16 protein-coding genes are annotated in these 25932 nt (G+C 66.1%); 5 read left to right on the top strand and 11 right to left on the bottom strand.

What is annotated here, in order from left to right; translation table 11 throughout:
• Nucleotides 1–16 precede the first annotated feature (16 nt).
• Together VFC51_08535 and VFC51_08530 are read right to left on the bottom strand one after the other, a co-directional pair.
• Nucleotides 17–1735: a peptide ABC transporter substrate-binding protein gene (locus VFC51_08535; GenBank protein ID HZT07063.1), complete on the bottom strand. Its 1719-nt coding sequence runs from the start codon at nt 1733–1735 to the stop codon at nt 17–19.
• Between the two features lie 44 nt (nt 1736–1779).
• Nucleotides 1780–2496, bottom strand: coding sequence for a hypothetical protein (locus VFC51_08530; GenBank protein ID HZT07062.1), 717 nt, complete (start codon nt 2494–2496; stop codon nt 1780–1782).
• 215 nt (nt 2497–2711) lie between these two features.
• Between VFC51_08530 and VFC51_08525 the strand changes: the two genes are divergently transcribed.
• The 5 genes from VFC51_08525 (at nt 2712) to VFC51_08505 (ending at nt 7882) form a co-directional block, all read left to right on the top strand.
• Nucleotides 2712–4427 (top strand): ABC transporter substrate-binding protein, encoded by a 1716-nt coding sequence (locus tag VFC51_08525; GenBank protein HZT07061.1) that lies wholly within the window; start codon nt 2712–2714, stop codon nt 4425–4427.
• A gap of 131 nt (nt 4428–4558) precedes the next feature.
• Nucleotides 4559–4858, top strand: coding sequence for a hypothetical protein (locus VFC51_08520; protein ID HZT07060.1), 300 nt, complete (start codon nt 4559–4561; stop codon nt 4856–4858).
• 231 nt (nt 4859–5089) lie between these two features.
• Nucleotides 5090–5710 (top strand): phosphatase PAP2 family protein, encoded by a 621-nt coding sequence (locus VFC51_08515; GenBank protein HZT07059.1) that lies wholly within the window; start codon nt 5090–5092, stop codon nt 5708–5710.
• A complete protein-coding gene (locus VFC51_08510; protein ID HZT07058.1) occupies nt 5707–6726 on the top strand; it encodes an SH3 domain-containing protein in 1020 nt (339 codons plus the stop codon). Before VFC51_08515 ends, VFC51_08510 begins: the two co-directional genes overlap by 4 nt.
• 388 nt (nt 6727–7114) lie before the next feature.
• Nucleotides 7115–7882: a dienelactone hydrolase family protein gene (locus tag VFC51_08505; protein ID HZT07057.1), complete on the top strand. Its 768-nt coding sequence runs from the start codon at nt 7115–7117 to the stop codon at nt 7880–7882.
• Nucleotides 7883–7950: 68 nt separating this feature from the next.
• Here VFC51_08505 and VFC51_08500 read toward each other — a convergent pair whose 3' ends face one another.
• The 9 genes from VFC51_08500 to VFC51_08460 all read right to left on the bottom strand — a co-directional run bounded on the left by VFC51_08500 (nt 7951) and on the right by VFC51_08460 (nt 25929).
• Nucleotides 7951–9051, bottom strand: a complete 1101-nt coding sequence (locus tag VFC51_08500; GenBank protein HZT07056.1) for a cupin domain-containing protein — start codon at nt 9049–9051, stop codon at nt 7951–7953.
• Between the two features lie 117 nt (nt 9052–9168).
• Nucleotides 9169–10893, bottom strand: a complete 1725-nt coding sequence (locus tag VFC51_08495; protein HZT07055.1) for an ABC transporter substrate-binding protein — start codon at nt 10891–10893, stop codon at nt 9169–9171.
• 124 nt (nt 10894–11017) lie between these two features.
• Nucleotides 11018–12148 (bottom strand): hypothetical protein, encoded by a 1131-nt coding sequence (locus tag VFC51_08490; protein HZT07054.1) that lies wholly within the window; start codon nt 12146–12148, stop codon nt 11018–11020.
• 23 nt (nt 12149–12171) lie between these two features.
• Complete coding sequence (locus VFC51_08485) at nt 12172–13059, bottom strand: peptidyl-alpha-hydroxyglycine alpha-amidating lyase family protein (GenBank protein ID HZT07053.1); 888 nt, start codon at nt 13057–13059, stop codon at nt 12172–12174.
• 104 nt (nt 13060–13163) lie between these two features.
• The gene (locus tag VFC51_08480) at nt 13164–14600 is read right to left on the bottom strand and encodes an FHA domain-containing protein (protein HZT07052.1); all 1437 of its coding nucleotides are present in this window, start codon (nt 14598–14600) and stop codon (nt 13164–13166) included.
• A 14-nt stretch (nt 14601–14614) separates the two neighbouring features.
• Nucleotides 14615–15406 carry an ESX secretion-associated protein EspG gene (locus tag VFC51_08475; GenBank protein HZT07051.1) on the bottom strand — a complete coding sequence of 264 codons (792 nt, stop codon included), beginning with the start codon at nt 15404–15406 and terminating at the stop codon, nt 14615–14617.
• A gap of 120 nt (nt 15407–15526) precedes the next feature.
• Nucleotides 15527–16423 (bottom strand): WXG100 family type VII secretion target, encoded by an 897-nt coding sequence (locus VFC51_08470; protein HZT07050.1) that lies wholly within the window; start codon nt 16421–16423, stop codon nt 15527–15529.
• Nucleotides 16424–16427: 4 nt separating this feature from the next.
• Nucleotides 16428–17075: a hypothetical protein gene (locus tag VFC51_08465; GenBank protein HZT07049.1), complete on the bottom strand. Its 648-nt coding sequence runs from the start codon at nt 17073–17075 to the stop codon at nt 16428–16430.
• Nucleotides 17059–25929 (bottom strand): FtsK/SpoIIIE domain-containing protein, encoded by an 8871-nt coding sequence (locus tag VFC51_08460; GenBank protein HZT07048.1) that lies wholly within the window; start codon nt 25927–25929, stop codon nt 17059–17061. Before VFC51_08460 ends, VFC51_08465 begins: the two co-directional genes overlap by 17 nt.
• Nucleotides 25930–25932 lie beyond the last annotated feature (3 nt).

The following is a 25932-nucleotide window of genomic DNA, read 5'->3' as shown; positions in this document are numbered from 1 at the left end:
CCTCCCTCCCTCAATTTCAATTTGTCCAATGCCATTCGACGACGTTCCAGGTGTAGCCACCCTTTTGCCCCGCGGCGATGGATCCGGGGCCTTCCAGCCCCCTTCGGACCCAGTTGTGCTGGACCAGATGCGACAGGCCCAGGATGCCCACGTCCTCGGTCATGATTTTGAGAGCATTGAGTGTGGCCTGGACGCGCTCGTCCTGGGAGAGGCTCGTCGTGGCCACGAGGTACAAGCGGTCGAAATCCTCGTTGCTCCAGCAACCCCCGTTTTCGCCAACCCAGCGGTTGTCGGCCGTCGGGCACTCCGGCGTGGTAAAGACGCGCAGGTCATTCGGCAGGTCCTCGGCAAGGGCGGTGCCGGTTCGCAGGCCAGGGAATCGCGCGATCTGCTCGCGGTCCGTGGTTCTGAGGCCATAGGAGGTGACGGACATCTGCATCCCGAGCTGCGCCAGGTATCCGGCGAGCGCTTCCTTTTCGGTGTCGTTTGAGGCCGAACGGGAGCCGGTGATGTTGAGCGTGAACGGCGCACCGGACGCGTTGACGAGGGCGTCGCCTTGCCTGTTCCATCCGGCATCGGCGAGCAGCGCCGCCGCTTCTGAGGGATCGTAGGGGTGTTTGGTGACGACCCGCTGGACCCGCTCGTAGAGCGGGTGCCCGGGCGCAATAGGAGTCTCCGCCACGATGGACGTTCCGGCTGAGATGAGATCCGCCACGGCGGCGCGGTCGATCCCGCGCGCGATGGCGCGCCGCACTCGGACGTCGCGTAGCGCCGGCTGCTGCGACGACGATGGATCGTATTGGAATCGCGCAGCCCGCAGCGACCCCATGGTCCGCGCCACCGTGCCGCCGCCGGCCCGCCCAGCCTCTTGCTCCGCGGTTCGCGCTCCCTGCGGGCTGAGCGCGGCGGCGCCGGAGAAATCGACGTCGCCTGCGAGCACGGCCGCCAGGGCCGCGTTCTCGTCGGGGATGATCCGCACGATCAGCTCATCGATCCGGGGTCGTCCAAGAAAGTACCGGTCAAACGCGCGATATCGATGCTGGACACCGGGCTCCCACTCCACGATCTGAAATGGCCCGTCCCCAACGTAGGCCGCGCTGGACCAAAACGGATCGTTTTGAAAGCCTTGTTTGTCGCCCGCTACATACAACCGCCCGATCACGTGCTCCGGTAGGGGCGGCAGCCGCTTGAAGTTGAGCTGATCTGCCGCCATGTACGGGGAGGCCCAGTGGATCACGAACGTCGCGTCGTCCAGGATCTCGATCCGGTCCATGAACGACTCCGGCTCGCGGTCTGGCACATCGATGGCCGGGTCACGATAGACGTCAAGAGCAAACGCGAAGTCACGGGCCGTTACGGGCTCACCGTCGTGCCAGAGGGCGTTTTGCCGAATTCTCCAGATGGTGCTCATGGTTCCGTCGGGACGGACGGTCCACGTACCCCGGTCCTGGCTCGGCAGCTCGGCTGCCAGGAGGGGGCGGTAGGTACCCGTCGGATCGAGAACCGCGAGCGGACTGTTCGAGATCAGGCTGAAATCAATCTCGCTCGCTCCGGGATTCTCCAGCTTGATGGCGAGCGACGCGGCATCACGCGTGGACGCCATCACGACGTGCCGACGAACCCGGACCGACCCTTCCGCCTGCTGCCCGGAGAACGTTGTCGCATCAGGCCGGTCCCGCGGCGCCAGGCACGCCGCCAACGCGAAGGTGCACAACCAGACGGCAACGAATCTCACGGATCGGCAGCGGCGCGATCGTCGAATCAAGCGGGGCCGCCGCCTCAATGTTCGCGCAACAGACGGCCGTACCCTTCGACGCGGTCGTCGATGTTGCACATGCGCAGCGCCTGCCACACGATGGCCTGAGCCGACGCGATCGCATTCACACCCAGCTCGCGCTCGAGGGCGTCGACGTTTGAAGCCGCCGGCCAGTGGGCCGCGGGAAAGAAGATGGTGTCAGCAGCGGGATGCTCATGCACAAGTTTTCGGGCGACATGCGACGGAGCGTCTGTTGCGACACGGCCAAAATCCGCGTGGGAATAATTCCCGCCGCCTACGCCCACGACCTCGAATCCGAATTGGGAAATGCGGGCGAACTCGCGCGTGGGCGTGGCGGCAAATGGCGTTACGACCGCGACGCGCTTCGCCCCCAACGCGCGCAGGGCGGAAACCTGGGCATCCAGCGCAGTCGTGACGGGAATGCCAAAGTCCCGCGATATCGCCTGCTGCGCGTCCGCCAGCCGGTCCATCCCAAATGCGAAGCCTGGACTCGCCCCGCCCAGCACGATCACGCTTGCCCCGGCCGCCGCCATCTCCCGGGCGGCTGCCAGGCTTCGGTCGAACGTCTCTTCGACATCGGCCTCGGTGCCTCGGGCCCGGACCGTTGTGGCAACCATGAGGCTCACCCCTTCTGGCGCCATACGATAGAACTCGAAGGGGAACGTCTCGACCGCCGTGACGGGTGCGGTGTAGCCAACGCGCGCCCGAAATCCAAGCACAGCTTGTCCCTGGCCCATTTCGCAGTGCGCTGGGCAGCCTACCATCCGCCACGGGCGATCGTCAACTGTTCTTTGCGACCGGGTTCGCGGCGTGATTACCTCTGGCGCATGGCGCGCCACGCATAGTTGACGCCGCGGAACGGTGAGCATACCGTTGGCCGAACCCGAAAGCGGGCGGATCGAGCGCTTCACGCGGGATACCGGGAGGATGGGTGATGAGTCTCTGGCGGATCGGCGTCGTTGTCATCGAGATGACCTTGTTCGCTAGCTGCGCAACAGGCAGCCCGACCGCCCCCTCCGTCCAATCGGAGAGCCGTTCGCCGGCCGCCGAGCGCGTGTTGACGATGTCGATTGCCCTCGAGCCCAACTACATCGCGGCCTTTGCTCCGTTGCCGCCCGCTGGCGCGACCGATTTCTGGCAGCGAATGTTCAACGCCTTTCTCGACCTCTACGATGGACAGGGGCGACCGGTCCCCTATCTTGCCGAGGCGCTTCCGAAGCTCAATACCGACTCGTGGACCGTGCTTCCGGATGGACGGATGGAGACCAAGTATCACCTGAAGCCAAACCTCGTGTGGCACGACGGCGCGCCACTCACCGCGGACGACTTCGTGTTCACCTACAGCGTGATGGCCCCATCGAACGGGTTCCGGACCGCCACGGTTCCCTACAACCTGATGGACGACGTGGTCGCCACGGACGATCGCTCGTTGACCATTCGCTGGAAGAGCGTGTATCCGGACGCGGGAGTGCTGCTCCTCGGCGATGTGAAGTTCGGACTCGTCCCGCTCCCCAGGCACATCCTCGAGAAGGTATTCAACCAGTCCATCGAGGCTTTCCAGCAGGATCCCTACTGGTCCCACGAGTTCGTCGGCGCCGGGCCCTTCAAGCTGGACCGATGGGAGCTGGGCTCCTACCTCGAGGCGGTGGCGTTCGACCAGCACGTCCTCGGCCGACCGAAGATCGACCGGATTCGGCTCCTCTTCGTCTCCGACCAGAACACCGCTTTCGCCAACTTGCTCTCCGGCACAACCGACGTCGCCCTGGACACCATTTCCTTCGCCCACTTCCTCCAGCTCAAGCAGGAGTGGGCGGCCACACATCAGGGAACAGCCGGATTCACCGTCGCCTCCTTCACTGCGGCCTATATCCAGCATCGTCCGGACTACGTCAATCCTCGGGCGCTCCAGGACATCCGGGTGAAAAAGGCCCTCGCCTACGGGATCGACAAACAAACGATGGCGGACACCGTCTGGGCGGGAGAGCTGGCGGTCCTGGACACGATATTCGATCCGCGGGCCGAGTACTACCCCTCCATCGATCGTGCCATCACGAAGTACAGCTACGATCCCCGCATGAGCGAGCGATTGATGAACGATGCAGGCTACCAGAAAGGCGCCGACGGCTTCTTCGCCAGCCCCGCCGAGGGAAAGCTGACGTTCAACCTCATCTCGCCTCAGACGCGCGCCGAGCCCCCAGTTCTCGCAGGCAACTGGCGCCAGGCGGGGTTCGACATTCAGGAGCAGCCGCTATCCGCCGTGGAGGAGCGCGACCCGCAGCTTCGCAGCACCTTCCCGGCTCTGTACGTCCAGGCGTCCGGCCTCACTGAGGGTCAGCAGATCGGGCGCTACCGCTCGTCCGAGATCGGGACCGCGGACAACCACTGGCGCGGGGACAACTACACCGGTTGGAAGAACGCCGCCTTTGATCAGCTCGCCGAGGCCTTCAACGTGACGCTGGATCCCGACGAGCGCGTTCGGCAGCGTGCGGAGATGGCGAAGATCATGAGCGAAGATTTGCCGGCCATCATGCTCACGGATAATCCCAACCCCCACGCCTATCTGGCACGAGTCAAGAACGTGACGCCCTCCCCGCCCTACCACACCACGGGTCGAATCACCTGGAACATCGAGCAATGGGAGCTTCAGTAGAGGGCGTTACGGCTACGGAACACGGCTAGGACCATTGGGCTATGGGACATCTTCCCAGCGGCTGTCATGCTTTCTGGTGGTTGGACGAGGTTGTACCCCGACCGTGTCGACCACGTGACGGGAGCGGCGCCATGGATACCTGGGAATACCTCGAAGCGCACGTCGTAGACGACCACTGGTTGGACTCCTCCGGTCGCCGCGTGGCCCTGCACGGCAAGGCGAGCGATCGACCAGCGGCCGTCCGCTTCATCGCGACGCCCGTCCTGAACGAGCTGGGAGCGCAGGGATGGGAGCTGGTGGCGCTGGCCATGAACGACCTCCGTGAATGTCGTCTCGTGCTGAAGCGGCGCCACCGCGAAGCCGAGGACGTCGATGCGACTCAGGTCCTCGCGTCGCGCCATCGCCATCGATCGCCCGGCCTCGCGCGCTGATCGCGGCCGCGTCGCACGCTTCGGCTATACTGTCTCCTATCTTCTTCGCAGCCTGAAGCGCGCGACCCGACGGGCCGATCTCCCCCTCATGTGGCCGTGACGATCAGCTCCAACCCCATTCCGCCCTCCGGCGAAGGACGCCGTGCGCCGCCGAGACCAGCCGCGCCGGCGGTGAGGGCTCGTGCCGTCACCCGGCTGGGCACGGCGAGGCCGTCGCCAGTCGGGATTTTGGTGGCCGCGCTGATCGGTATCTTCGTCATCGTCACAGTGCTCGTGGAGCTCCGTACAGCGGCTTCACTCGATATCGCGGTCGCGGCAGGCGCACAGCAGATCAACAGCGCCCTCCTCGATCGCCTCGCCGCCGCCGCCGCCGTCCTCCTGGCATTTGAGCCGTCTCTGCTTTACGCGGCCGCGGGGTCGCTCATGCTCAGCCGCGCCAGGGCCGGGTACTATTCCCTCCTGCCCTTCGGATTCGTGATGCTGACGGCGATCGAGGTCGGCATGAAGCTCTTCGTGTACCAGCCCGGCGTCCCGCTGGCGCTCCAGCGTCCAATCCACTACCCGCTGATCGCCGTCACCTTTCAGGGCTCGTATCCGAGCGGGCACGCCATTCGAAGCGCGTACGCCGCGGCGTTCGCAGCCATCGTGCTTGCACCGCGTCGCGGCCTCGGGCGCAGTGTCACCTTTGCCGTCCTCGCCCTTGCAGCTCTTCTGTTTGGACTCTCCCGGGTGTACCTCGGCGAACATTGGCTCAGCGATGTGCTCGCAGGGCTCGCCCTCGGCGGCGCAGTCGGGCTCGTGTGCGGCTGGAAGGCCCAGGCAGCCCTGAAGACGCGAGGGACGGGGCCGTGAACCGGCGTGCGTTCCTTCGCCTGAGCGCGGCATCCGCCGCGGCCGTCTGTCTCGGGGGGCGCGGGATACGGCAGGCCGCCGCCCAAGCCGAAGGGCTCGCGATCGGCCGCCAGGCAACGGTCAACACGGGGCGCCTCAACGTGCGGGCCGGCCCATCGGCGGACCAGCCGATCGTGGCGCAGCTCGTTCACGACGCGAGGGTCGACGTGCTCGCGGTCGATCAAACCGGCCGTTGGTGGCGCGTCGCGGACGGGCAGCTCATCGGTTACGTCGATGGCGAGTACCTCGATCCCAGCGGAGATCCGAATTCCAGCAACGCCTTTGATGTGGATCTCGTCATCCCGTACGCGCGCCAGCTCACCGACGTGTGGTGCGATCCCGCCGACATCGAGATGTGGATCGGATATCACGACCCGTCGAGGAGTGGCGCTCGGTATGACAGGCAGCAGGCAATCTGGGACTGGGAGATCGCCCACAACGCGGGGTTCACGGTGGACCAGTGGAACTGCTCGCCCTTCGCCGTGGCCTCGGCCGCCCACGAGTGGATGCCAGAGATCGGGTTCGATCACTTTCACTACGACGACGCCGAAGTGGCAACGCGAACGATGGCGTGGCTGCTCGCGAGCCCTGCCTTCGGCGAGCCGTCCATCGCGCTGATCTGGCGCGGCGACCACTACGTGCTCGTCCGCGGCGTTCGCGCCGATTCGGACCCCACGCGGGATCCGCTCGGGGCCCAAATACTCGGCGTCTACGTGGCTGATCCGAACCGCGGTAGCGCAAGCTGGCTCGGGGAGGACCGCTACGTCCCGATCGACGCGTGGCTCGGCGAGATGCTCAAGCCCGTATCGTACCGTAGGCCCCACACGGGCGTGCCGGGCGATATCTGGCAGGGCCGGGTGGTCACCGTCCAGCGCACGTGGGATCTGGACGCTCCGTCGCTAAATGGCCGCGCCAACGCGACCCCAGCCGACTACGCGACCGGCGGCGGCACATCACCATCGGCGGGGTCGCTGTGATCTGAGCCCGCCGCGTCCATCATGGAGACCAGAGGTAGGCGGAGGAGCGCCACGCGCGGACCCGCGCTCCACTCCGGCGCCGCGTCGCCGTGGGACGGAGCACGGCGCCCGATGATCCCCGACCTCGTGAGGGCAAGGAGCGCAACGATCACGAGCATGACACCGATCGCGACACCGCGCGTCCACATCTCGGCCCCCATCGACGGCGCCGGAGTTTCGCTGCGCCAAAGCGCTCCCCCAGCCCCTCCACATGGTAGCGCGATACAGACGCCCGGCGAATGGTGGTGCCGAGATCGGTCGTTTGACGATTTCGACGAGTCTGACTAGACTTCGGTGCTGCAACCACCTACCCTCTTGTAAACCACTTCAATGGGAGGAGACGAGCCGTATGTGGAACGATCTCAAGACTGACGCGTACGACGGCATGCTGGCGGAGACCATTACCATGCAGGGCTACAACGGCGATGCAATCCACGCCTACTACGTTCGTCCGGTTGGCTCCGGGCCATTTCCCGGCATCGTGCTGACGCACCACATGCCGGGCTGGGACGAATTCTACCGGGAGATGGCGCGCCGATTTGCGCAGCACAAATACGCCGTGATCTGCCCGGACCTCTACTGCCGGTTCGGCCACGGAAGCCCAGATGACGTGACGGCGTTGGCGCGCGCTGCCGGCGGCGTCGCGGACGATAGCGTTGTGGGCGACCTCACGGCAGGACGCGATCTCCTCCGCAGGCAGCCGTACAGCAACGGCAAGATCGGGATCATTGGGACGTGCTCTGGCGGTCGTCACTCATATCTCACGGCGTGCCGATCCGGCGGGTTCGACGCCGTAGCCGACCTGTGGGGCGGCGGCGTCGTCCAGGCCCCGGACCAGCTCACCCCGCAGCGCCCCGTCGCACCTATCGACTACACCAAAGACCTGTCCTGCCCACTGCTCGGCCTCTTCGGGAATGATGACCAGGGCCCGTCACCGGCGCAGGTCAACCAGCACGAGGAAGAGCTGAAGAAGCACGGCAAGAACTACGAATTCCACCGCTATGACGGCGCCGGACACGGGTTCTTCTACTACGATCGGCCCGCCTATCGGCAGGAGCAGGCGATGGACGGCTGGCAAAAGGTCTTCGCCTTCTTCGAAAAATACCTTCGGAGCTAGCATCGAGCGGAGGCCCGAAGCGTGACGCTTCGGGCCTCCGCTCTTGAGAAGGACGAAACCGACTGGCCCTACTTCTGCGTGCAGTAGGGGTGAATCGCACCCATCTGGCACCGGACGCCGTTCTTCCGCAGCTCATCCTCGAACTCGCGATGGATCGCGGGGTCCTCGTCCGCATACGTCATCTGGTCCCCGCCTTCGCTCACGGGCTTGTACACGTACGATCGTCCGCCAGCCTTGGGCTTGTCACTTCCCCATCCAATCGCGAGGAACAGCGCTGGCTCGACTCCCGTGTTGAAGTGCGCGTGGAACCACATCTCCGGCGGCACAAACATGCTCCCGGGCGCCCAGTCGATCCGCTCGAGCTCGCGGTAGTCCTTTCCCATCATGGAGTATCCCTGCCCGCGGAGCAACAGCACGTGGATGCCCGGTCCATGGCGATGAAACGTCGAATGCGTCCCCGTCGGCCACGCCTGGCTGTGCGATCGAACCGTGCTGTTCACCATGTTAAACACCGTTGCGACGGTCCCGCCGCCGCGACCCTCTGTCGTAACGGCCCCGGGCTTCGGCGTGCTCGAGATTACGTCCGCGACGAAATTCGTCAGCCACGGACCCCGGCCGGCGCGCTCAGTCTCTTTGAAGTACCCGTCCTCGCCATTGAATCGCTTCTCGAAGACCCAGGGGTTGTTGAACACGAAGTCCAGGTCTTTGAACGTGTCGATGACGCGCGGCGCGGCGGTCATCGCCACATACCGGGCGGGATCGCTTCCCGAGAGATTGTGGTGTTGGTACCAGGCGTTCGGAGGGATGGCGAAATAGCTGCGTTCTCGCCACTCAAAGGTCTGCTTCGGCTTCCCATCAACCCAGACGGTGGTCGTTCCCTGGCCTTTCAAAATGAATACCAGCTCGTCGTAGATGTGACGGATGGGCTTGGAGGACTCAGTGGGTGCCAGCTCATAGAGATAGGTGTCGTTGAACCCACCAGTCCCCTCGAGGTTGATGAAAATCCCCGAGCCGCCGCGCTCCTTCCAGGGAACCAGCTCCTGCGTGTAGCAGTTCTGGACGTAGTAGCCGGTCAGGGTCGGGATGCCCTGACTTTCCTTCCACAGCTCATACGGCGACCGAAACGCTTCCGCTTCCCGAATTGAGTCGCGAAACTCGGTCTGGGCCATTCCGCTTCCTCCCGCGTGCATCTCAGGCCCGGCAGCGCCAGCTCTCCGGACATTGCCGAGGATAGACCCGGCCTCCGCGGGTGTCAACGTGCGGAAGCGGGGCGCCGAACGCGGACGTCAGCTGCCCATGTCCAGATCCCACTCGTGCGCGTTCCAGACTAGACCCCCGGTCACGTTTTGGAGCTGATTCGCTCCCAACACAAAGGCGGCTCCCTGGAAGAACAGGGGCATCATGGTCACCTGGTCCGTCTGGAGGTGGACGATGTCGCCGAGGGCCGCCATTCGATCGTTGAATGGGATTGTGGTGATGTACCGCTGGATGAGGCTATCCAGCTCCGGGGTGCCGTAGCGGGCGACGTTTCCGCCGCTGAAGTTGCTTTCCTGAGTCGGGATCGCTTTTCGCGTGAAGTAGCCGTCCGGCCGGTCGACGGGCAGGCCGCGGCTCACCAGGAAAAACGCCGGATAGAGCGCGCGCCACCTGAGATCGAACGCCTGCTCCGCGGAGCGCACGTCGAGCTGCACGTCGACGCCAAACTCTTTCCAATAGCGAGCGACGGAAAGGGTCGCCGGCTCGTGGACGGAATTCTGCATGTGGGTGGCGAGCTGGACCGTCAGGCGCGCCCCGTCGGTGCTCTGGAAGAATCCGTCCGCGTCCTTCGCGTATCCCAAAGCCTCGATCATCTGGGTGGCGGCGCGCGTGTCGTGCTCGTATCGCACGAGCCGGCCGTCTACCGCCCGCCCCTCGGGCTCGTCCGGCGGCACCCACGAGTTCGCGACGGGCCCAAGCCCATAGTTGAGCGTATCCGTCATCTCCTGGCGATCGATGGCCATCAGGAGCGCGCGGCGGAACTGGACGTTCCCCACGATGGGCGGGTCCGGGTTTATGGACTGCGGATAGACGGGGAGCGGCAGGCCAAGAGGTCCGCTGAGCTGCACTTTGACGTTCTGCGCGCTGTCTCGAATCTGGAGCACGTCTTGCGGGTAAAGGCCCCGGCCGATCGGAATCTGGATCGCGCCCGCCAGGAGGCTCGCGATGAGGGCACCGCGGTCCGTGAAGAAGCGCACCTCGATCTGCGCGAGCTTGGGGCGCCCGAGGACGTATTCGTCGTTGGCAACCAGGGTGACGGAGCTGCCGGGCGCCCAGTTCTGCATTTTGAAGGGGCCGGCGCCGACGAACTCGCCCTGCCAGTAGGGGAGGCCCAGAAAATTGTCCTTCGCATCCTGGAACGGCCGCTCCAGCAGATGGCGCGGAAGGATCCACATGGTGGGCCCGGCGCTGAAGAACGTGTCGGCGCTAATAAACGGCTGCCGCCAATGGAGGACCGCGGTGCGCGCGTCTGGCAGCTCGATGGCGTCGACCAGGCTCAAGCCGCGGATGGGAACGACGCCCACGTCACGATCGCGATAGACGTCGATGGTGAATTGCAGATCATCGGACGTGACCGGCGCGCCATCGTGCCACGCCACATCGGGCTTGATGCGCCAGGTCGTCTCCATACTCCCGTCGGGAAACACCTTCCACAGGCCGTTGTCGACCGTCGGCACCGAGTCCGCGAGCCACGGGTGGCGCTCGAAACCCTCGTCGACGTAGGACAGGGCCCCATCCATCATCGCGTACAGCTCGCCGAGGCCCGGGACGCTCCCGGACGTCCCCTGAGGGTTCGTCAGCTCCTGGTGCATGCCGGCGGGGCTGGAGAAGATCCCAGCGACGATTTGCTTCTTGGCCTCATTCGGCCGGCCCGCCGAACCGGACGGAGCCGGGGTCGCTGATCGTGCGCAGGCGCCCAGGAGGAGGATGCCGGCCAGCGCGAACGATGTCGTGGCGAAGCGGAGGATGCTCATCGTTGCCTCCGGTGGGTTCTCGGGGCCTGCCGCAGCTCGCGAAACACTGGACTTCCATCCATTACCTAGCACCAACTGCTGAGCAGGTCAAATTTTCCGACCTTCGGCGCTGCCGCTGGCGTCGCTACCAGCCCGGATCGACCCCAGGGCGGTCCGGATAGCGCGCGGCGATGGCTCGGACCTGTGGGTCGTCGAACGCCGTCAGCCGGCCGTCACGATAGATCACGTTCTCGCCGACCTGCACGGTCGCGCCCTGCAGCTCCGCCGACACGTGGACGTTGAAGGGGTATTCAGGCGTGAGGTGGCTGTTGCCGATGTGGAAATGGACGCTGTGTGCTCCATGATGCTCGATGAATGCTCGATACCACGGGTCGGGGCATTCGGATTCAGACACCCGCGCATACGGATGCGCCCCGCCGTGAAACCCGCGCATCTCGTATGCGCGGTCGCCGAGATGGCGGGACAGGGCCTTGAAGAAGTCGCGGAAGATCTCGGCTTCCGGACCGCCTCGGATCTCCTTCACCCGACCTTGCTCAATCGTCATCCGGACCGGTTGGGAATACCGAAGGGGTAAGCCGATGTGTCGGGCCCAGTGCGGTCCGTTCTGGTCGAACACCAGCGTACCCTCGGCCCCAACGGTCGCCGTGCTGGGGAAGACGCCCTCGGGGAAGGGGCCGTACCGCAGCTCGCCGTAGTGGGGCATGAGCTGCAGCGCCACGGTTCCCCGCACGTCCGTGCCGTTGGGGTGGGTGATCCGCCACTCCGCCCCCGGATTTACCATGGCAGCCGACCGCACGCGGATTTCTGCCACCAGCTCCCATGGAGTGAGGGCCCATGCGCTGGTCAGGAGCGGCGCCGTGGTGGCCATGTTGTAGAAGTAATTCGGAACGCGCTCGCGCAGCTCCCCCTCGGTCCAGTAATCGATGAGGTGGTTGATCACGAGGTCCGCGCTTGCCATAGCCCCCTTGACGATGGGCGGCAGGTCCCACGCCGGGACGGCATCGGACGTTCGGCTCCAGTAGACGTCGGGGTGCAACGGCATGTCGGTCCAGAGCACGCTGGCGTGGGCGCCGCGCTGCTGGATCCCCGACTGAATCCACCCGATGGCCTGCTCGTCGATCAAGTTCCGCCCACCGTGCAGGCCGTCGACTCCACACAGAAGCAGCACGTGTTGATCGCGCTGAACCCGCGCGCAATTGTCCAGAAGGTCCGCGACTGCGAGCGCTGCCCGCAGCGGGATGAGCGATGCGCTCATGATGACCCGTCTACCATCACCGCCTACCTCCGCCGAGCGAATTTCTGCAGCCGAGCGCCCTCCAGCACCTCGGACACGTAGATCGACCCCTGCGAGTCCACCCAGATCCCGTGGGGGCCCCAGAAGAGCCCGGGCTCATGGGTCCGCTCGCCGCCCCAGCGGCCGAGGACGTTGCCCTCCAGGTCAAGAATGCTCACCCGCCCGCCCAGCTCGGCGACGTACATGACATCCTCCGAGTCGACGTAGATCTTGCAGGGGGAGAGAAAGCCCGGCCAGATTCCCAGGAACTCGCCTGAGGGTGTAAAGATCTGGATTCGATTGTTCGACCGATCCGCGACGTACACCTTCCCCTTGTGCTCCCAGACGCTGTGAACGAGGCGGAACTGGCCGGGCCCCTCCCCGGGCTCTCCCCACGAGAAGAGGAGCGTGCCGTCCGCGGAGTACTTGTGCACCCGGCAATTGCGGTAGCCATCGGAAACGTAAAAGTCCCCGTTCGGCGAGAGCCCCACGTCCGTGGGGTGATGGAACGGCGGGCCGGCGTATTTCACCACCGGGTCCTCCGGGGTGTATCCCGTGTCGGAGGGCTTGTGTCGCCTGCCGACCGATAGGAGGTGCCGCCCGTCGTTGGTGAACTTCAGAACCACCTGGGGCAGGCGATCGACGAGGAACACGCTGTCGTCCGGCGCGATGCAGATGCCGTGGGCATCCTCAAAAATGCCCTGTCCCCACGACCAGATGAGGTGGCCATCGCGATCGAAGATCATATACGGATGGTCGGTTCGGGTGAATACGTGGACGTGGTCCTGAGAGTCGACCCCAACAGCCCCAACCTGGCCCCAAATCCATCCCGGGGGCAGCTCGCCCCACCCCTGAACCAGCTCGTACCGCCGCTCTCCCACGTCGATGATCATCGCATCCTCCCATGCCTGGCCGTGCCCGGAACGGCGCATCGCCGCCGCGCGCGCATCATAACGCAACGGGGGCAGTGGGCGAGGACAGGCCTGCCGGTCGGTTGTTACCCGGCGGAGCGCTCCCCTACCCGGGCGCGCAATGGAGCGGCGGCACGGTTGTCCGCGTGAATCGTCTGCGCCATGCGGAAGACGAGGCCCGTCTTCCCTACCTCGATTCGGTCGCCGTCGTGAAGCGCGGCTGAACCGCTGACGACCCCTCCGTTGATGGTGGAGGGCTGGGTCACACCTTCGAAATCGCTCCAGAGATACTGTTCGCCCTGCCGCACGATCTTGGCGTGCCGGCGCGAGACGAAATCATCGGCGATGACGATGGTGTTGTCGCCGGCCCTGCCCAGCGTGGCGGTAGTCTCGGCCAGCAGGAACTCCTGTCCCTTGGCCGGCTCCGTGGTCACGACGAGCACCGCCGTCCCCTCGTCCACGGCCACGGTGAGCGGCACGCGTGACGCGGGTGCGACGTCGACGGTGGGCGCTTCAGCGCGAATCGACGCCTCGGATGGCGCCACCGCAGGCTCGGGCGCGGCGGGAACCGCCGCCACCGGTGCGGGTCGGAGGTACACGGGCTCGAGGTTCTGTGGCCGCGGCATCGGCTTGCGCTTCCGCGGCCAGAAGGCGCGCACGAGATACGCGATGACCAGGACAGCCGCTATGCCGGCGATACTCCAACGGAGCCACGGGTACTCGCCGAGGGCGATGGTGAGGCGCTCGACGATGTTCGGGTTCGGCGGCGCTGGGAGGATGAAGTCCTTCTTCTGCTCGCCGACCAGCTTGTTGTTGTCGGCGGTGTACAGGCGAAACGTGAGGTGATACTCCGCGGCGTCGTCGGTCCGTTCCATGGCGACCGGCAATGGAGCTTCCACGATGCCGTTTTGATCGACCAGATTCGTCTGCGCCACCCGGCCCACGACACCCCCCAGCTTGTCGACGATGACCGCCTCGTACCTCAGCGGCTTCTGTGTGTCCGAGTGGTTCACGGCTATCCGCAGCACGTGGCGGGGGAAGTCCGCGCTCACGCCGTCGACGGAAAACGCGACGGGCGCGAGCTGGGGCGGGTTGTAGGTGAACTCCTGGCTGGCGAAGACCAGCGGGTCCTCGGAAGGATTCTGGGTCGGCCGGCGCAGATACGTCGTCGTGCCCGGCTGAAACGCTCGGATCGCGAGCCGGTATTTCCGGCCCTGGAGCAGCTGATCGGTCGGGAGGTGGAAATCCATCTCCGCCCCCGTCACGGGTACCGTATCCCCGAAGCGAACGTTCTCGCCCGTCTGGAGGTCGAGGAGCCTGGGGTCGAGATCCCCCACCCGGCTGGGATCGCTAATGCTGACCAGCACGTAGTACGTCCCGGTCGGCGGATCGTAGTTGAACTGGGTCAAAAAGATCTCGACGGGCGCCTGCTGCGCTCGCGCTACGTCGGTCGTCCGGGCGCCGAGCCCCCATCCGATCCCCACGACGAGCGCCAGGACGACCGCCGCGACACGCCACGACATCGACGAAGCCCCCCTCATAATCCGCGGAGCAGCGTGCTGCCCAGCTCCCCACGGCTGGTCGTCTGCGCGCGCAGCGGCGAACCGTCATCGTTGTCCGTCGGGGCAACGACCCACGACCCTTCCGCGCCACCGATCACGGTGAACGACGGCTGATCGCTGGGCTGGCCGTCCGGACCGGACAGGACCTGCACGATGGAGATGCGCGGCGTGCCTGAAAGGGCCCGGACGAGCGCGCTCCCGGCGGCGCCAGACTTCGTCGCCGCTGCCACGACTTCCATCGCTTCGGTCTCCGCTCCGGCCGCGGCCGCATCACAGACGCGCGTGAAGTCTGCTCGCGGAATGGTCAAGGCAAGATTCGGTGCTACCGCGGCTCCGCTCCAACCACAGAGCGCCCCCAAGTGGTCCACTAGGGCAGAATGGGAAGAGTGCAGGGCAAAGGTGTGCAGCCCGCCCGCCACCGTGTGCACGACCCGGTCCTCGTCGCGCGCGTGGACGAACACATTCTCGGGCTGGCCGCCGGCGGCCCAGTGTTCGATCAGGAGCGTTCGCTGCGGGTACGCACAGACGCCAACCGCCTTGAGGAGCGTTCGGTGAACGAGAACCGCGCCGCTGGGATCCGTGGCCGCAAGCCCTCGGGCCTCGAGCGCGCGGCGCGCGACGCTCAGTGCGAGATCCTGTTCCGCGGGCGACAATCGGGTCCACTCGTCAGCCACGAGGCCGGGGATCGACGTCGCTTCGAGGGTGTTGAGGACCACAAGGAGCTCCTCGAGGGACAGCGTAACGAAGATCGGCTGCGCGCCGTTCACGCTTGTGATGATGCACCTCCCTTCGGCTCCGGCGCCGTCAGGACGGGGCCGGCGGAACTGGGTTCGCGTGGCGCCGGTGCTCGACCCATAGGAGTGACGACCCCAGCGGCCATTGGACGACTACTCTGCCTGCGATCGATCCTTGATCACCTTTCCCAGCAGCGCAGCGAACGGACTTGCCGCCGCGATCGCCATGGGCATGCCGAAATTCATCGGCCGAGGGCCTCCCGCGGCGCCGAACCCGCCGAGGCCGCTGTACGTCACATCGGGCGTGTCCCCGGTCGCGACGCCGCTGAGGCCGAACCCCGCGCCTGCCTGTCCGCGCAACGCGCCGAGCGCGGAGCTGACGCCGCCTCCGCCCCCACCACCGCCGACTCCTCCGCCGCCGTAGCCTCCGCCGTCGCCGAGGCCGCTGCTGCTCATCCAGTCGCTCGCCGGCATCAGATCACTGCCGGTAAATCCGAACCCTCCCAAACTGGAGGCGAGGCCGGACCCGAAGTCGAACCCCGTTCCCATCCCGGACCCGAAGGTCGTGCCCAACGAGGGGAGAGAATCGGCACTGCCGAACCCGGCGCTGTCGAGTCGGCTGGCGAGGTGCTGGCCGGCCAGCGCGGCTGCCGCGCCGCCACCGATGCCGCCCCCGCCGGCCGCCTGCGCGCCGCCGGCCGGACGCGTCGCCGCCTGCGCGGCGGTCGCGGCAGCTTGGCCCGCCCCGCCTTGCGAGTCCTTGAACGACGACGATGCCTGCTGATCGGCCGTGCCCAGCTTGTTGGCGACCGCCGTCACCATGCGGCTGGCCTCACCGAGAGCATCCGCCAGCCGCTGAACCGCCGGAAGGACGAGGCGCTCGGCCTCGGCGAAGTAAGCCTCAGAACCCAAGCCGATCCACCCCTGCTTGAGACGGTCGTTCATCCGCGTGAGCGTTCGCTTCAGCTCGCCGATCGCCTCTTCCTGTTTCTTGAGCGACTGCGAAATCTCCGTCAGGTCATCGGACTTGGCCTGGACTACGTAGTTCATAGAGCTAACCCTCGCGGACGATGAACTTTAGGGTGATCTGGCTCCGGTCGAGGCGGATGATGTCCTGGGGAAGGAGTCGTTCCTTGGCGCTGGCCGCTGGCACCGGAATCTCGACGTCCCTATCCCGCACGATCGACGCGGGATTCGCCGAGGCGGTCTGGATGTAGTACTCGCCGTTCTCCTCCCAGAGACGCAGATGCCGGCGCGATACCCGCCCGCCGCCCGGGTGCGCGCTCAGGTCAACCGCGACGAGGTCGTTCTCCGGGAGATCCGGATCCGAGCGCCCAACGATGGCGGGGACCCACGGAATCTTGAACGCCCGCTGGGTCGTCGACTCCTGCAGATACACCGACCGCGCCGGACGGCGCGTATGGGCGGGGAGGTCCGGGTCCGTCTCCTCGAGCACGAGATGCTCGCCGTCGTGCACCTGGCCTTCCAGCGGCAGCAGGTCGTCCAGCCGCTCGTTCCCTTCCGCCTTGCGGAGCCAGTAGGCCTCGGGAGCGGCGCCCAGGATATCCAGCTCGTCGCCGAACTCCTCCAGGATGGCGGCGACCAAGTCGGGAGGTCTGATCTCGGGAAGCACCTGAGCGCGCTGGCCGGATTTCGCGAACACGTCGATGCGCAGCTCGAGATATTTAGGAGGCGACGCCATTGGTTTCTTCCTTTGGTAACAGGCTATCCAGTTGATTCATCACGTCTTCGGCGCTCATGGCGCGCAACATGTCCGCGGCCCCAGCGTCACCCAGCATGCCGGCGAGATTTCGGTGCAGGGTTGTCCGGAGCACCTCGAGCAGGGCAGCCTCGTCGCGCCAGGTCTCCGGCTGAAACTCGTCGAGACGGCGCTGAAGGACCGGCTCCAGATCGGGCTTTGCCTGGATCTGCAGCGCCTCCCACGTTCGGGCGCGCTGAGCCAGCTCGCCCATCTTCGCCACCTTTGGGCTGAGCGGAGGGACGACCGAGTCGGCCGACGCCTCAGCCGCCGCAACCGCCCAGCCCGACTCGTAGCCGGCGTATTTGGCCACGATCGCCTCCACCCAGCCATCGAGGGCCATCGCCGTCGCGTCCTCCAGCTCGTCTTCGTCAAGATCGCCCGCGCGACCGTTGGTCGACGGCGCGCCACCGGTCCCGTTTGTGGAGAATTCCGGCTGTGCGATCGCGTACGGGTCGGCGATCTGAATCATCGTCGTCTGCCCCGCCCGCACGATGTACCCGCGCCCGACGGGCAGCTCCGCCCCGCCGCGGAAGGCGGTCGGCGTGCGCGCAGCGTTCAACGCCCCAACGGATTCCGCGGTCCGCAGGCCGACGCCGTACCCGGCGTTCCGAATCCTGCGCTGCAGCTCGAATCCGCTCGATCCGACGCCTCCAACGATCACGCAGTGGAGTCCTTCGCGATCGAACCGCCGCACGACCGCTGAGAGCTCGCGCGCTGCGGCCGTGCCCTCCAGCTCGGCCGCGGTGTCGTCGAAGTTGTCGATCAGGATGAAAAGCTCCCGGGGCGGATCGCTCGTCGCCAGAAGGTCCCCGACCTCGCTCAGCATCTTCACGGCCGCGTCCAGGTCGGTGGCCTCGTACGCGCAGGCGAGCACGTGCGGAAGCTCGTCGAGGCGGTGCTTGCCGCCGTAGTCGGCGAACTTGCGCTGGAGATCGACCAGCACGAGACCGACGCGATCGGGCGGATAGCGGTCGGCCAGGGACAGCGCCCAGTTGTAGAGGACGGTCGTCCGCCCAGATCGCGACGGACCGGAAATGATGAAGTGTCTGGCCTGGCGCTTGAGATCCAGGAGCGCGGGGCTCAGATCGCCGCTGATGCCCAGTACGGACTCGATGCGGCGTCGACCGGGCGGGCGCGCCTCGGACATTACAGCCGCGAGCGGCCGCGTCTCGAGCACGGTGATCGGGGCCGGCCGGGCGCTCTCGCCCGTGGCGCGGGCATCCCATGCGCGGCGCATGTTTGCGCCGAGGATCGCCAGCTCTTCGGCCTCGCGCCGGTGGTCGGCGCCAGTCTCGGTGAAGAGCCCAACCGGCAACGCGATCTGGAGCTGGAGTGGCCGACGATCGACCCGAATGTAGCCTCGGCCCGCGACGTCACCGAATTCGACCGCCCCTCGCCCAACGATGTCCATGTACTTGTCCGGGTCGTTCTGCTTCAGGGTGAACTGCGTGCCAAACAGCGTGAGCAGCTTGCTGGGCAGGCCGCTGATCCCGTTCGACGTCACCGCAAACGTGATCCCCGACGCTTGGGAGCGGCGAATGAGCGGATAAATCGTGTTCTCCACCAACAGATCGTAGTTCTCACGCAGAATCGCGACGTTGTCGATGAGCACCAGAACGGCTGGCAGTGCGCGGTCCGGAAACTGCTGGTTGTACTCGTACAGCCCGTTGACACCTTCGCGGCTGAACAACTCCTGGCGCTCGTCGACGAGATCGGTGAGGCGATCGAGCAGCCGCTGCATCCGCTCCTCGAACGTCTCATCGTCGGCGTAGATGACCGCGCCAACATGGGGCAGGTCCTCCATGGTGCGGAAGTTGCGACCGCCCAGGTCGAGCACGTACATGTGCAGCTCCGCGGGCGAATGGGTCGCCGCCAGGCTCACCATGAGGGTGCGCAGGAACGAGGTCTTGCCCCAGCCGGTGTCGCCAAAAACCGCGAGATGCTGCTTCAGATCGAGGACGAGGGGTGGCTGGCGCGCCTCGACGGGGTCATCGACGAGTCCCACCACCGCCTGCATCGCGTCCTGCTGCCAATCGACGCCCGGCCACAGGCCAGTGGTCTCACCGTTGAGCCAGTCGCCCACCGCCCGCGTCAGGGTGAACCGCGTGTTCTTCTGCCCATCGTAGATCGGCGACTGGAGACTCACGCGCTCCGGCAAGAACGCGGGCCAGGGCTTCCGCGTCGGAATCCCGCTGCGCAGCTCCGACGTGACCATCACCACGGTATCGTTGAGGTTCAGCTTCGTGTCAGTCAGACTCGGCTCGTCACGCACCGGGCGATCAGGCCACACGACGCGCGCGGGTCGATCGTCGATCTGCGTCTCTCCGGTGTACGCTACCTGGATCAGCTCGATGTTTTCGTTGCCGGCCTGGAGGTACCCGCGCCCGGGCACACCCGGGAGGAACGCCGCGTCGGATCTGCGCAACATCTCCAGGCTCGTGTCCGTCTCCTCCACGCGCAAACAGATGCGGAGCTTGATATTCGCCCGCATCTGGTCGGAGACGCCCTTCGGCCGCTGCGACGCCAGGAGGAGGTTCACGCCCTGGGCCCGTCCCACGCGGGTGAGGCTCTCCAGCTTCTCCTTGTGCTCTGGGTTGTCGCTGATCATCTCCGCGTACTCGTCGATGATGACGAACAGGTGCGGATACGGCTCGCGGGTGAGGTGCAGGCCTTTGGCGCGGTAGTCGACGATGTCCTTGGTGTTCGTCTCGGCGTTGAGCGCCTGCCGTCGCGCCACCTCAGCGCCGATGGCCGTGAACATCCGCTCCACGGCCGCCTTGTTGAGGTTCGTCACGATGTCCACGCAATGCGGGAGATTCTCGAACTGCTTGAACGCCCCGCCGCCCTTGTAGTCCACCAGCACGAAGTTCAGCAGGTCCGGCGGATAGTTCAGCGCGAGGCCAACGATGAGGGTCATCAGCAGCTCGGACTTGCCGGATCCGGTCCCGCCGGCCACGAGACCGTGGACGCCATCCGACTTCGCCTCGAGGCGGAGCTCGCGTGGCCCGCCGCCGGAGGCATGTCCGATGGTCACGCGCAGCCACTCGGGTGACTTGGTGTGGAGCTTGCGCTCCCATTCTTCAGCGATCGCGTCCTTGAGCTGCGCGACGAACGACTCATCAGAGCGCAACTCAAGCGCGTCGATGAGCATCTGGCGGTAAGAGAGGGAGTTGGGAAGGGCGTCTATCCGGAACAGCTCGGGCACGTCGCCTTCCTTGAGCTGCTTGCGCATGTGCTCGCCAACGCGGATCACGCTCTCGCTCTCGCCAAGGAGCTGGCCCGCCTCGTTCCTGACCCCCGCCAGCGCCACCTGGAAGGTGAGGGCCTGGCGCCGCTCCCGCACGTACCCCCGACCGGCGATTTCGTCCATCTCGCCGACGCGGCTCCCGACGATGGACGCGTAGTCCTCCTGATTCGAGAGGCGCAGGGTCAGCCGCTCGGTGAACAGGCTGAACATCCGGCTCGTGATGACGTTCAGGCTGGCGGCGGTGATGAGGAAGTGCACTCCGTAGGGTTTGCTCTGGCGGATGAGCGCGACGAGCGCATCGACAAGATTGTTCGGCCCGGCCTGCAGCTCGCCGAAGGTCTCCAGGAACTCCGACATGTTGTCGATGGCGACCAGGATAGCGGGCATCGCCTCGTCGGGCCCGACCGCCTGGTTGTACTCGGGTAGCGTGGATACGCGCCGCTTGGCGAACTCCGCCTTGCGCCTGTCGACGACCTCGTTCAGTTTTCGGAGGAGCTGCTGCACGCGCTCTTCATAGCCCCGCTCGTCGGGGATGATCATCGCGCCGACGTGGGGTAGCTCGCGCAGCGCATCCAGCCCTCGGCCGCCGAGGTCGAGGACATGGGCCTGAAACTCTCGGGGCTTGTGCGTGGCCGCGAGACTCGTGATCAGGGAGCGAACGAACGTCGTCTTCCCCCAACCGGATGCGCCGAAGATGACCGCGTGGCCACGGTTGAAATCGACGACGAGCGGGAGCTGACGCGCCCGATAGGGATCGTCCACCAGCCCGACGATGGCCCGCATGGCGGTCGTTCCCCAATCGACGCCGTGCCACGCCCCATCGCCGGCGGCCCAGCGCGCCACAGCGGAGTTGAGCTGCAACCCCGAGTCGGACGCGGCTGCGAGAGAAGCGGCGTCGAGATACGCGGGCTCGAGCATGTCCGCGAACGTGAGGACGTGCGGAAGGACCGGCGGCCACGGCGAGAGGGGGCGCTCGGACCCGGCCAGCTCGTTGCAGAGGTCCACCACCACGTCGAAGAACTTCGGCGGCTCGGCCTGCTCCTCGATCTGGAGGTCGGGCGAAGAGTCGCCCGTCCACGCCACCTGGATCAGCTCGACGTTGTCGTTCCCGACCTGGAGGTAGCCGCGGCCGGGCTGATTATTCGGCAACGCGGCGGCATCGGCGCGACCGAGCACCTCGCGGCTGGTCGCGGCGTCCTCGACTCGCAGCGACATCCGGAGCTTGATGTTTGCCCGCATCTGGTCCGTCACACCGGTTGGGCGCTGCGACGCCAGAATCAGGGTAACGCCCTGCGCGCGGCCAGTCCGGGTGATGCTCTCCAGCGCGGACCGAAACTCCGGGCTGTCGCTGATCATCTCCGCATACTCGTCGATGATGACGAACAGGTGCGGATATGGCTCACGCGTGAGGTGCAGGCCCTTGGCTCGATATTCGACGATGTCCTTGGTGTTGGTCTCGGCGTTGAGGGCCTGCCGTCGCGCCACCTCGGCGCCGATAGCTGTGAACATCCGCTCGACGGCCGCCTTGTTGAGGTTGGTGACGATGTCGACGCAGTGCGGCAGGTCTTCGAAGGGCTTGAAGGCGCCACCACCCTTGTAGTCGACCAGGACGAAATTCAAGATGTCCGGTGCGTAGTTGATAGCAAGGCCAACAATCAGCGTCATCAGCAGCTCGGACTTGCCGGACCCGGTCCCGCCGGCCACCAGGCCGTGTACGCCGTCCTGGCGCGCCTCCAGATGCAGGGTGCGCACGCCGCGGCTTCCCGGCAGCAGCCCGATCGGCACTTCCAGCCAGTTGGACTTGGCTGCCTCGCGGCTGTTCGCCCAGTGCTGCGCCATCATGTCCCGGAGCGCGCCGCGCAAGCGGCCGTCCAGCGGGAGCCCGTACTCGCGCGCGAGGATCTGGCGGAAGAGCACCGACTTCGGCAGCGACCCGACGGCGATGACAGGATCGTAGCGCCGCCCTTCACGCTCGATGAACGCCGCCATGCTTGCGCCCAGCCGCTCCAGCTCCTTGTTCTGCGTGCTCGCCGCTGTGTCGACCGGCTGGGCGACCTGGAAGGACAGCGGCATCCGGCCCTCGTTCACGTAGCCTCGCCCGGGGATCTCGCCCGGATCCTCCACCGAGCTGCCCACGATGGCCCGATAGTCGGTCGGATCTGCCAGCCTCAACGCAAAACGCTCGGTAAACACGTTGTAGAGCTGGTTCGAGAGCACGCTGACCTGGCTCGCGGTGAGGACGAGGAAGATTCCGTACGGGCGGCATTCGCGTGCGAGCGCTACGAACCGGTCCAGCACGCTGTCCACGTTGCTGTCGCGCGATTCCCCAAAGGTCTCTTTGAACTCGACGAAGTTGTCGATCACGAGGACCAGTCCGGGGAGTGCCGAATCGGGGTTCGCCGCGTTGTACTCGCGAATGTCCCCGAAGCCGCCCGTACCCAGGATCGACTTCCGGCGAGCCAGCGTGTCTTCCAGCTCCCGAAGCAATTGCTCCACCTGCTGCTTGTAGCTCTCCTCGTCAGGGCTGATCACCGCCTCGACGTGCGGGAAATGTTTGAGCGCGCTCAGATTGTGTCCGCCCAGGTCGAGGATGAAGAAGCGTCCGGCGGCCGGCGAATGGGTCGCCGCCATACTGACGACGAGCGAGCGGACGAACGTCGTTTTGCCCCAGCCGGATGCGCCGAAGATCGCGGCGTGGCCCTGGGCCAGGTCGACGATCAAGGGCGCCTGCTGGGCGGCGGACGGGTTGTCGATCAAGCCGACCACGGGGCGGAACGCGTGCTTCTGCCAGTCAAGGGGCTCGACCCAGCCCGCTCCCTCGTCAAGCCACCGGTTGATCGCCGGGTTCAGGCTCACCGTCGACCCGCGCCGGGTCCCGAGCAGCAGCGCGTCCATCGAAGCCTGATCGAAGTACTTCGAGGACGTGATCTGCTCGATCTTGAACATGTCGCGGTTCTCCGCCGGCTGAGCCCAGGCCGCGCTCAGCACTGGGCTCGGGGCTCGGAACGATACCGATCCCAGCATCGGAATGTCGGCCAGCAGCACATCGGTGAGGGATAGCTCGGTCGGCAGCGGGTCGGGCCACGGCGCATGCTGCTCCGGGACTCCGATCTCGGTCGCCAGCGCGGTGAGCGCGCTGATGACCGCCTTGTAGAGCGGGGGTCGATCGTGATCGCGGTTCAGGCGGGTCGGTGGCCGATCGGGCCAAATGACCGGCGGGCGGCTCGCTGGATCGATGTAGGGATCGCCGCCGTAGGCGACCTGGATCGGCTCGATCTCATCGGTGCCGACCTGCAGGAACCCTCGACCGGGGATGCTCCCGGGCAGGTAGGCGGCATCCGTCCGCCTCAGGATCTCACGGCTCTCCGCCTCGGTCTCGACACGCAGCGACATGCGCAGCTTGATGTTGGACCGCATCTGGTCCGTCACGCCGCTGGGTCGCTGGGCCGCCAGCACCAGCGACACGCCAAGGGCACGGCCAACGCGCGTGATGCTCTCCAGCTCGGCTTTGAACTCGGCCCGATCGGCGATCAGCTCGGCGAACTCGTCGATGATGATGAAGAGAAACGGGAATGGCTCTCGCGTCTCATGCAGGTTCTTCTGACGGTAGTCGACGATGTCCTTGGTGCCCGTGTCGGCGAGAAGCTTTTGGCGGCGGCGCAGCTCCGCCTGGATTGCCGCGAACATGCGGGTGACGCCGCCCGCGCCGAGATTCGTGATGACGTCCACGCAGTGCGGCAAGCCCCGAAACTCGGAGAAGGCTCCGCCGCCCTTGAAGTCCACCAGAACGAAATTCAGGGCCGTCGGGTCGTACTTGAAGGCCAGCATGGCGATGAGCGAGATCAGCAGCTCCGATTTACCGGACCCGGTGCTGCCCGCGATCATCCCGTGGACGCCATCCTCTCTCGCCGAGAAGATCAGCGTGCGCGGCTTACCCCCATCCACCATCCCCAGCGTCGCCCGCAGCCAGTTGGCGTCCTGAGCGGAGCGACTGCTCCGCCAGTTCGCGCGAGCGGCTTCGACCAGCTCCCCCATCGACTCGCAGCCGGTCAGCGCGAGGAACGGGACGCGACCCGGCAGGTCGGCGCCGAAGCCCCGGCGGACGTCCAGGGTGGAAAGCTCGCGGCCGAGGTTCGCGACCTTCTCCGGAGATTCGACGGCGTCGGCGAGTCCAAAATACCGAAACGTATTGACGCCCGTCTGGGCAAACCGAAAGTGCGGCGCTGCCACGCTCATGGACTGATTGTTCGTCGGCGGGGCCGTTCGCTCGATCTCGATAACCGCCTGGCAGTCGCTCGGAATCTTGCCCCGCTCGGGTGTGAGGAATATGACCCCCGCGCCGAGGGCGTCGCCCTCCTTCAAGATGAGGGAGACCGCCGCGTCCGACTCCAGCTCCCGGAGGGGCGACTCCAGGCCCGGCTCGATCTCCATCAGATCGATGACGACGAGGCAGAAGGGGAGGGTCGGATCGTCGCCCCGCTCGCGCGCCTCCGTATCCCGGAGGCGCATCTGGCGCTGGCCGAGGAGCTTGCGCAGGCTCTCCAGATACTTGTTGAGCGCGACAGCGTGCCCAGCATCGGGACCGTCGGGGCCAGGCTTGTCCAGGAGGAGGGTGAGGGGCTGATTCTCCGATCCCTTGCAGTGCGGCAGCGATTCCGTCCACGTCCACTCCCCGTTCGCATGGCCCAGAACGTACAGCTTTGCGTCCATAGGGGCGTGGAAGACGACGTAGTGAGCCAGGAGCGATCGCGCGTATTCGTACACGGACGCGCGAGCCCCGGCGATGCCGACGGAGTGCGCGTGCGGGCGAACAACCGCCTCTTGCTCGACAGCGGCTTCCTCTTCGGGTCGCTCCGCCTGCTCTGCTTCCCTCGCGTCGCGCTCGACCAGCGGACGCAACGAAAAGGTCACCGGAACGTCGGCAACGAAGCGCGAGTCCTCCTGGAGCTTGGTGGCCATCCGCGCCAGGGGGCTATCGTCCAGGTCGCTGGTCTCCAGCTCGTATACGACGGAGGAGGGCTGAACGCCGAGCCCGAGCCGAAGCACGCCAAAGTCGTTGTCTGACGGCCGTCGCTCCCACAGGCGCGAGGCAGAGCGCAGGGTCCGCTCTTCACGCTCGGCCTCGGCGCGCGCTTCAGTGGGAATCCCGAGGGCAATGTCGAGATCCGGGTAGTTGTACGCATAGAAGCGACGCTGCTGATCGTGAGAGAGGGCCATCTCCTTGTTCAATTCCACGATGCGCGCCGCGTATGCCTTTTCGGCCGCGGCCTGCTCCTTCTTGTCCTGGAGGTAGCTGAAAAGAGACAGCGCGGAGGCAGCGATTACGGAAAACGACATGATGATGGCCATCAGCGGCCCGCGGCTCCCGCCGGACGTGAAGGACACCGCGCCAAATCCGAAGATGGTCACGACGGGCAACGCGAGCTGGAGCAGGCGCCGCACCGCCTGGTTGTCGCGCTTCGGCGGGGCGGGAATCTTGATCGTCGCGACCGGCAGATCCGGCTGGATCCGAGGGGGGCGGTCAACCACGATCATCTGATCGGCCATCGA

It is taken from the genome of Chloroflexota bacterium, from assembly GCA_035652535.1.
Taxonomy (GTDB): domain Bacteria; phylum Chloroflexota; class UBA6077; order UBA6077; family SHYK01; genus DASRDP01.
Note: the sequence above shows the minus strand (reverse complement) of the source record. Positions and strands in the feature narration are given on the sequence as shown.

Coding starts and splice junctions, on each gene's coding strand:
- VFC51_08485 (HZT07053.1), bottom strand. CDS start 13,059: ATGATCATCGACGTGGGAGAGCGGCGGTACGAGCTGGTTCAGGGGTGG.
- VFC51_08500 (HZT07056.1), bottom strand. CDS start 9,051: ATGGCCCAGACCGAGTTTCGCGACTCAATTCGGGAAGCGGAAGCGTTT.
- VFC51_08480 (HZT07052.1), bottom strand. CDS start 14,600: ATGTCGTGGCGTGTCGCGGCGGTCGTCCTGGCGCTCGTCGTGGGGATC.
- VFC51_08520 (HZT07060.1), top strand. CDS start 4,559: ATGGATACCTGGGAATACCTCGAAGCGCACGTCGTAGACGACCACTGG.
- VFC51_08490 (HZT07054.1), bottom strand. CDS start 12,148: ATGAGCGCATCGCTCATCCCGCTGCGGGCAGCGCTCGCAGTCGCGGAC.
- VFC51_08465 (HZT07049.1), bottom strand. CDS start 17,075: ATGGCGTCGCCTCCTAAATATCTCGAGCTGCGCATCGACGTGTTCGCG.
- VFC51_08505 (HZT07057.1), top strand. CDS start 7,115: ATGTGGAACGATCTCAAGACTGACGCGTACGACGGCATGCTGGCGGAG.
- VFC51_08470 (HZT07050.1), bottom strand. CDS start 16,423: ATGAACTACGTAGTCCAGGCCAAGTCCGATGACCTGACGGAGATTTCG.
- VFC51_08460 (HZT07048.1), bottom strand. CDS start 25,929: ATGGCCGATCAGATGATCGTGGTTGACCGCCCCCCTCGGATCCAGCCG.
- VFC51_08525 (HZT07061.1), top strand. CDS start 2,712: ATGAGTCTCTGGCGGATCGGCGTCGTTGTCATCGAGATGACCTTGTTC.
- VFC51_08495 (HZT07055.1), bottom strand. CDS start 10,893: ATGAGCATCCTCCGCTTCGCCACGACATCGTTCGCGCTGGCCGGCATC.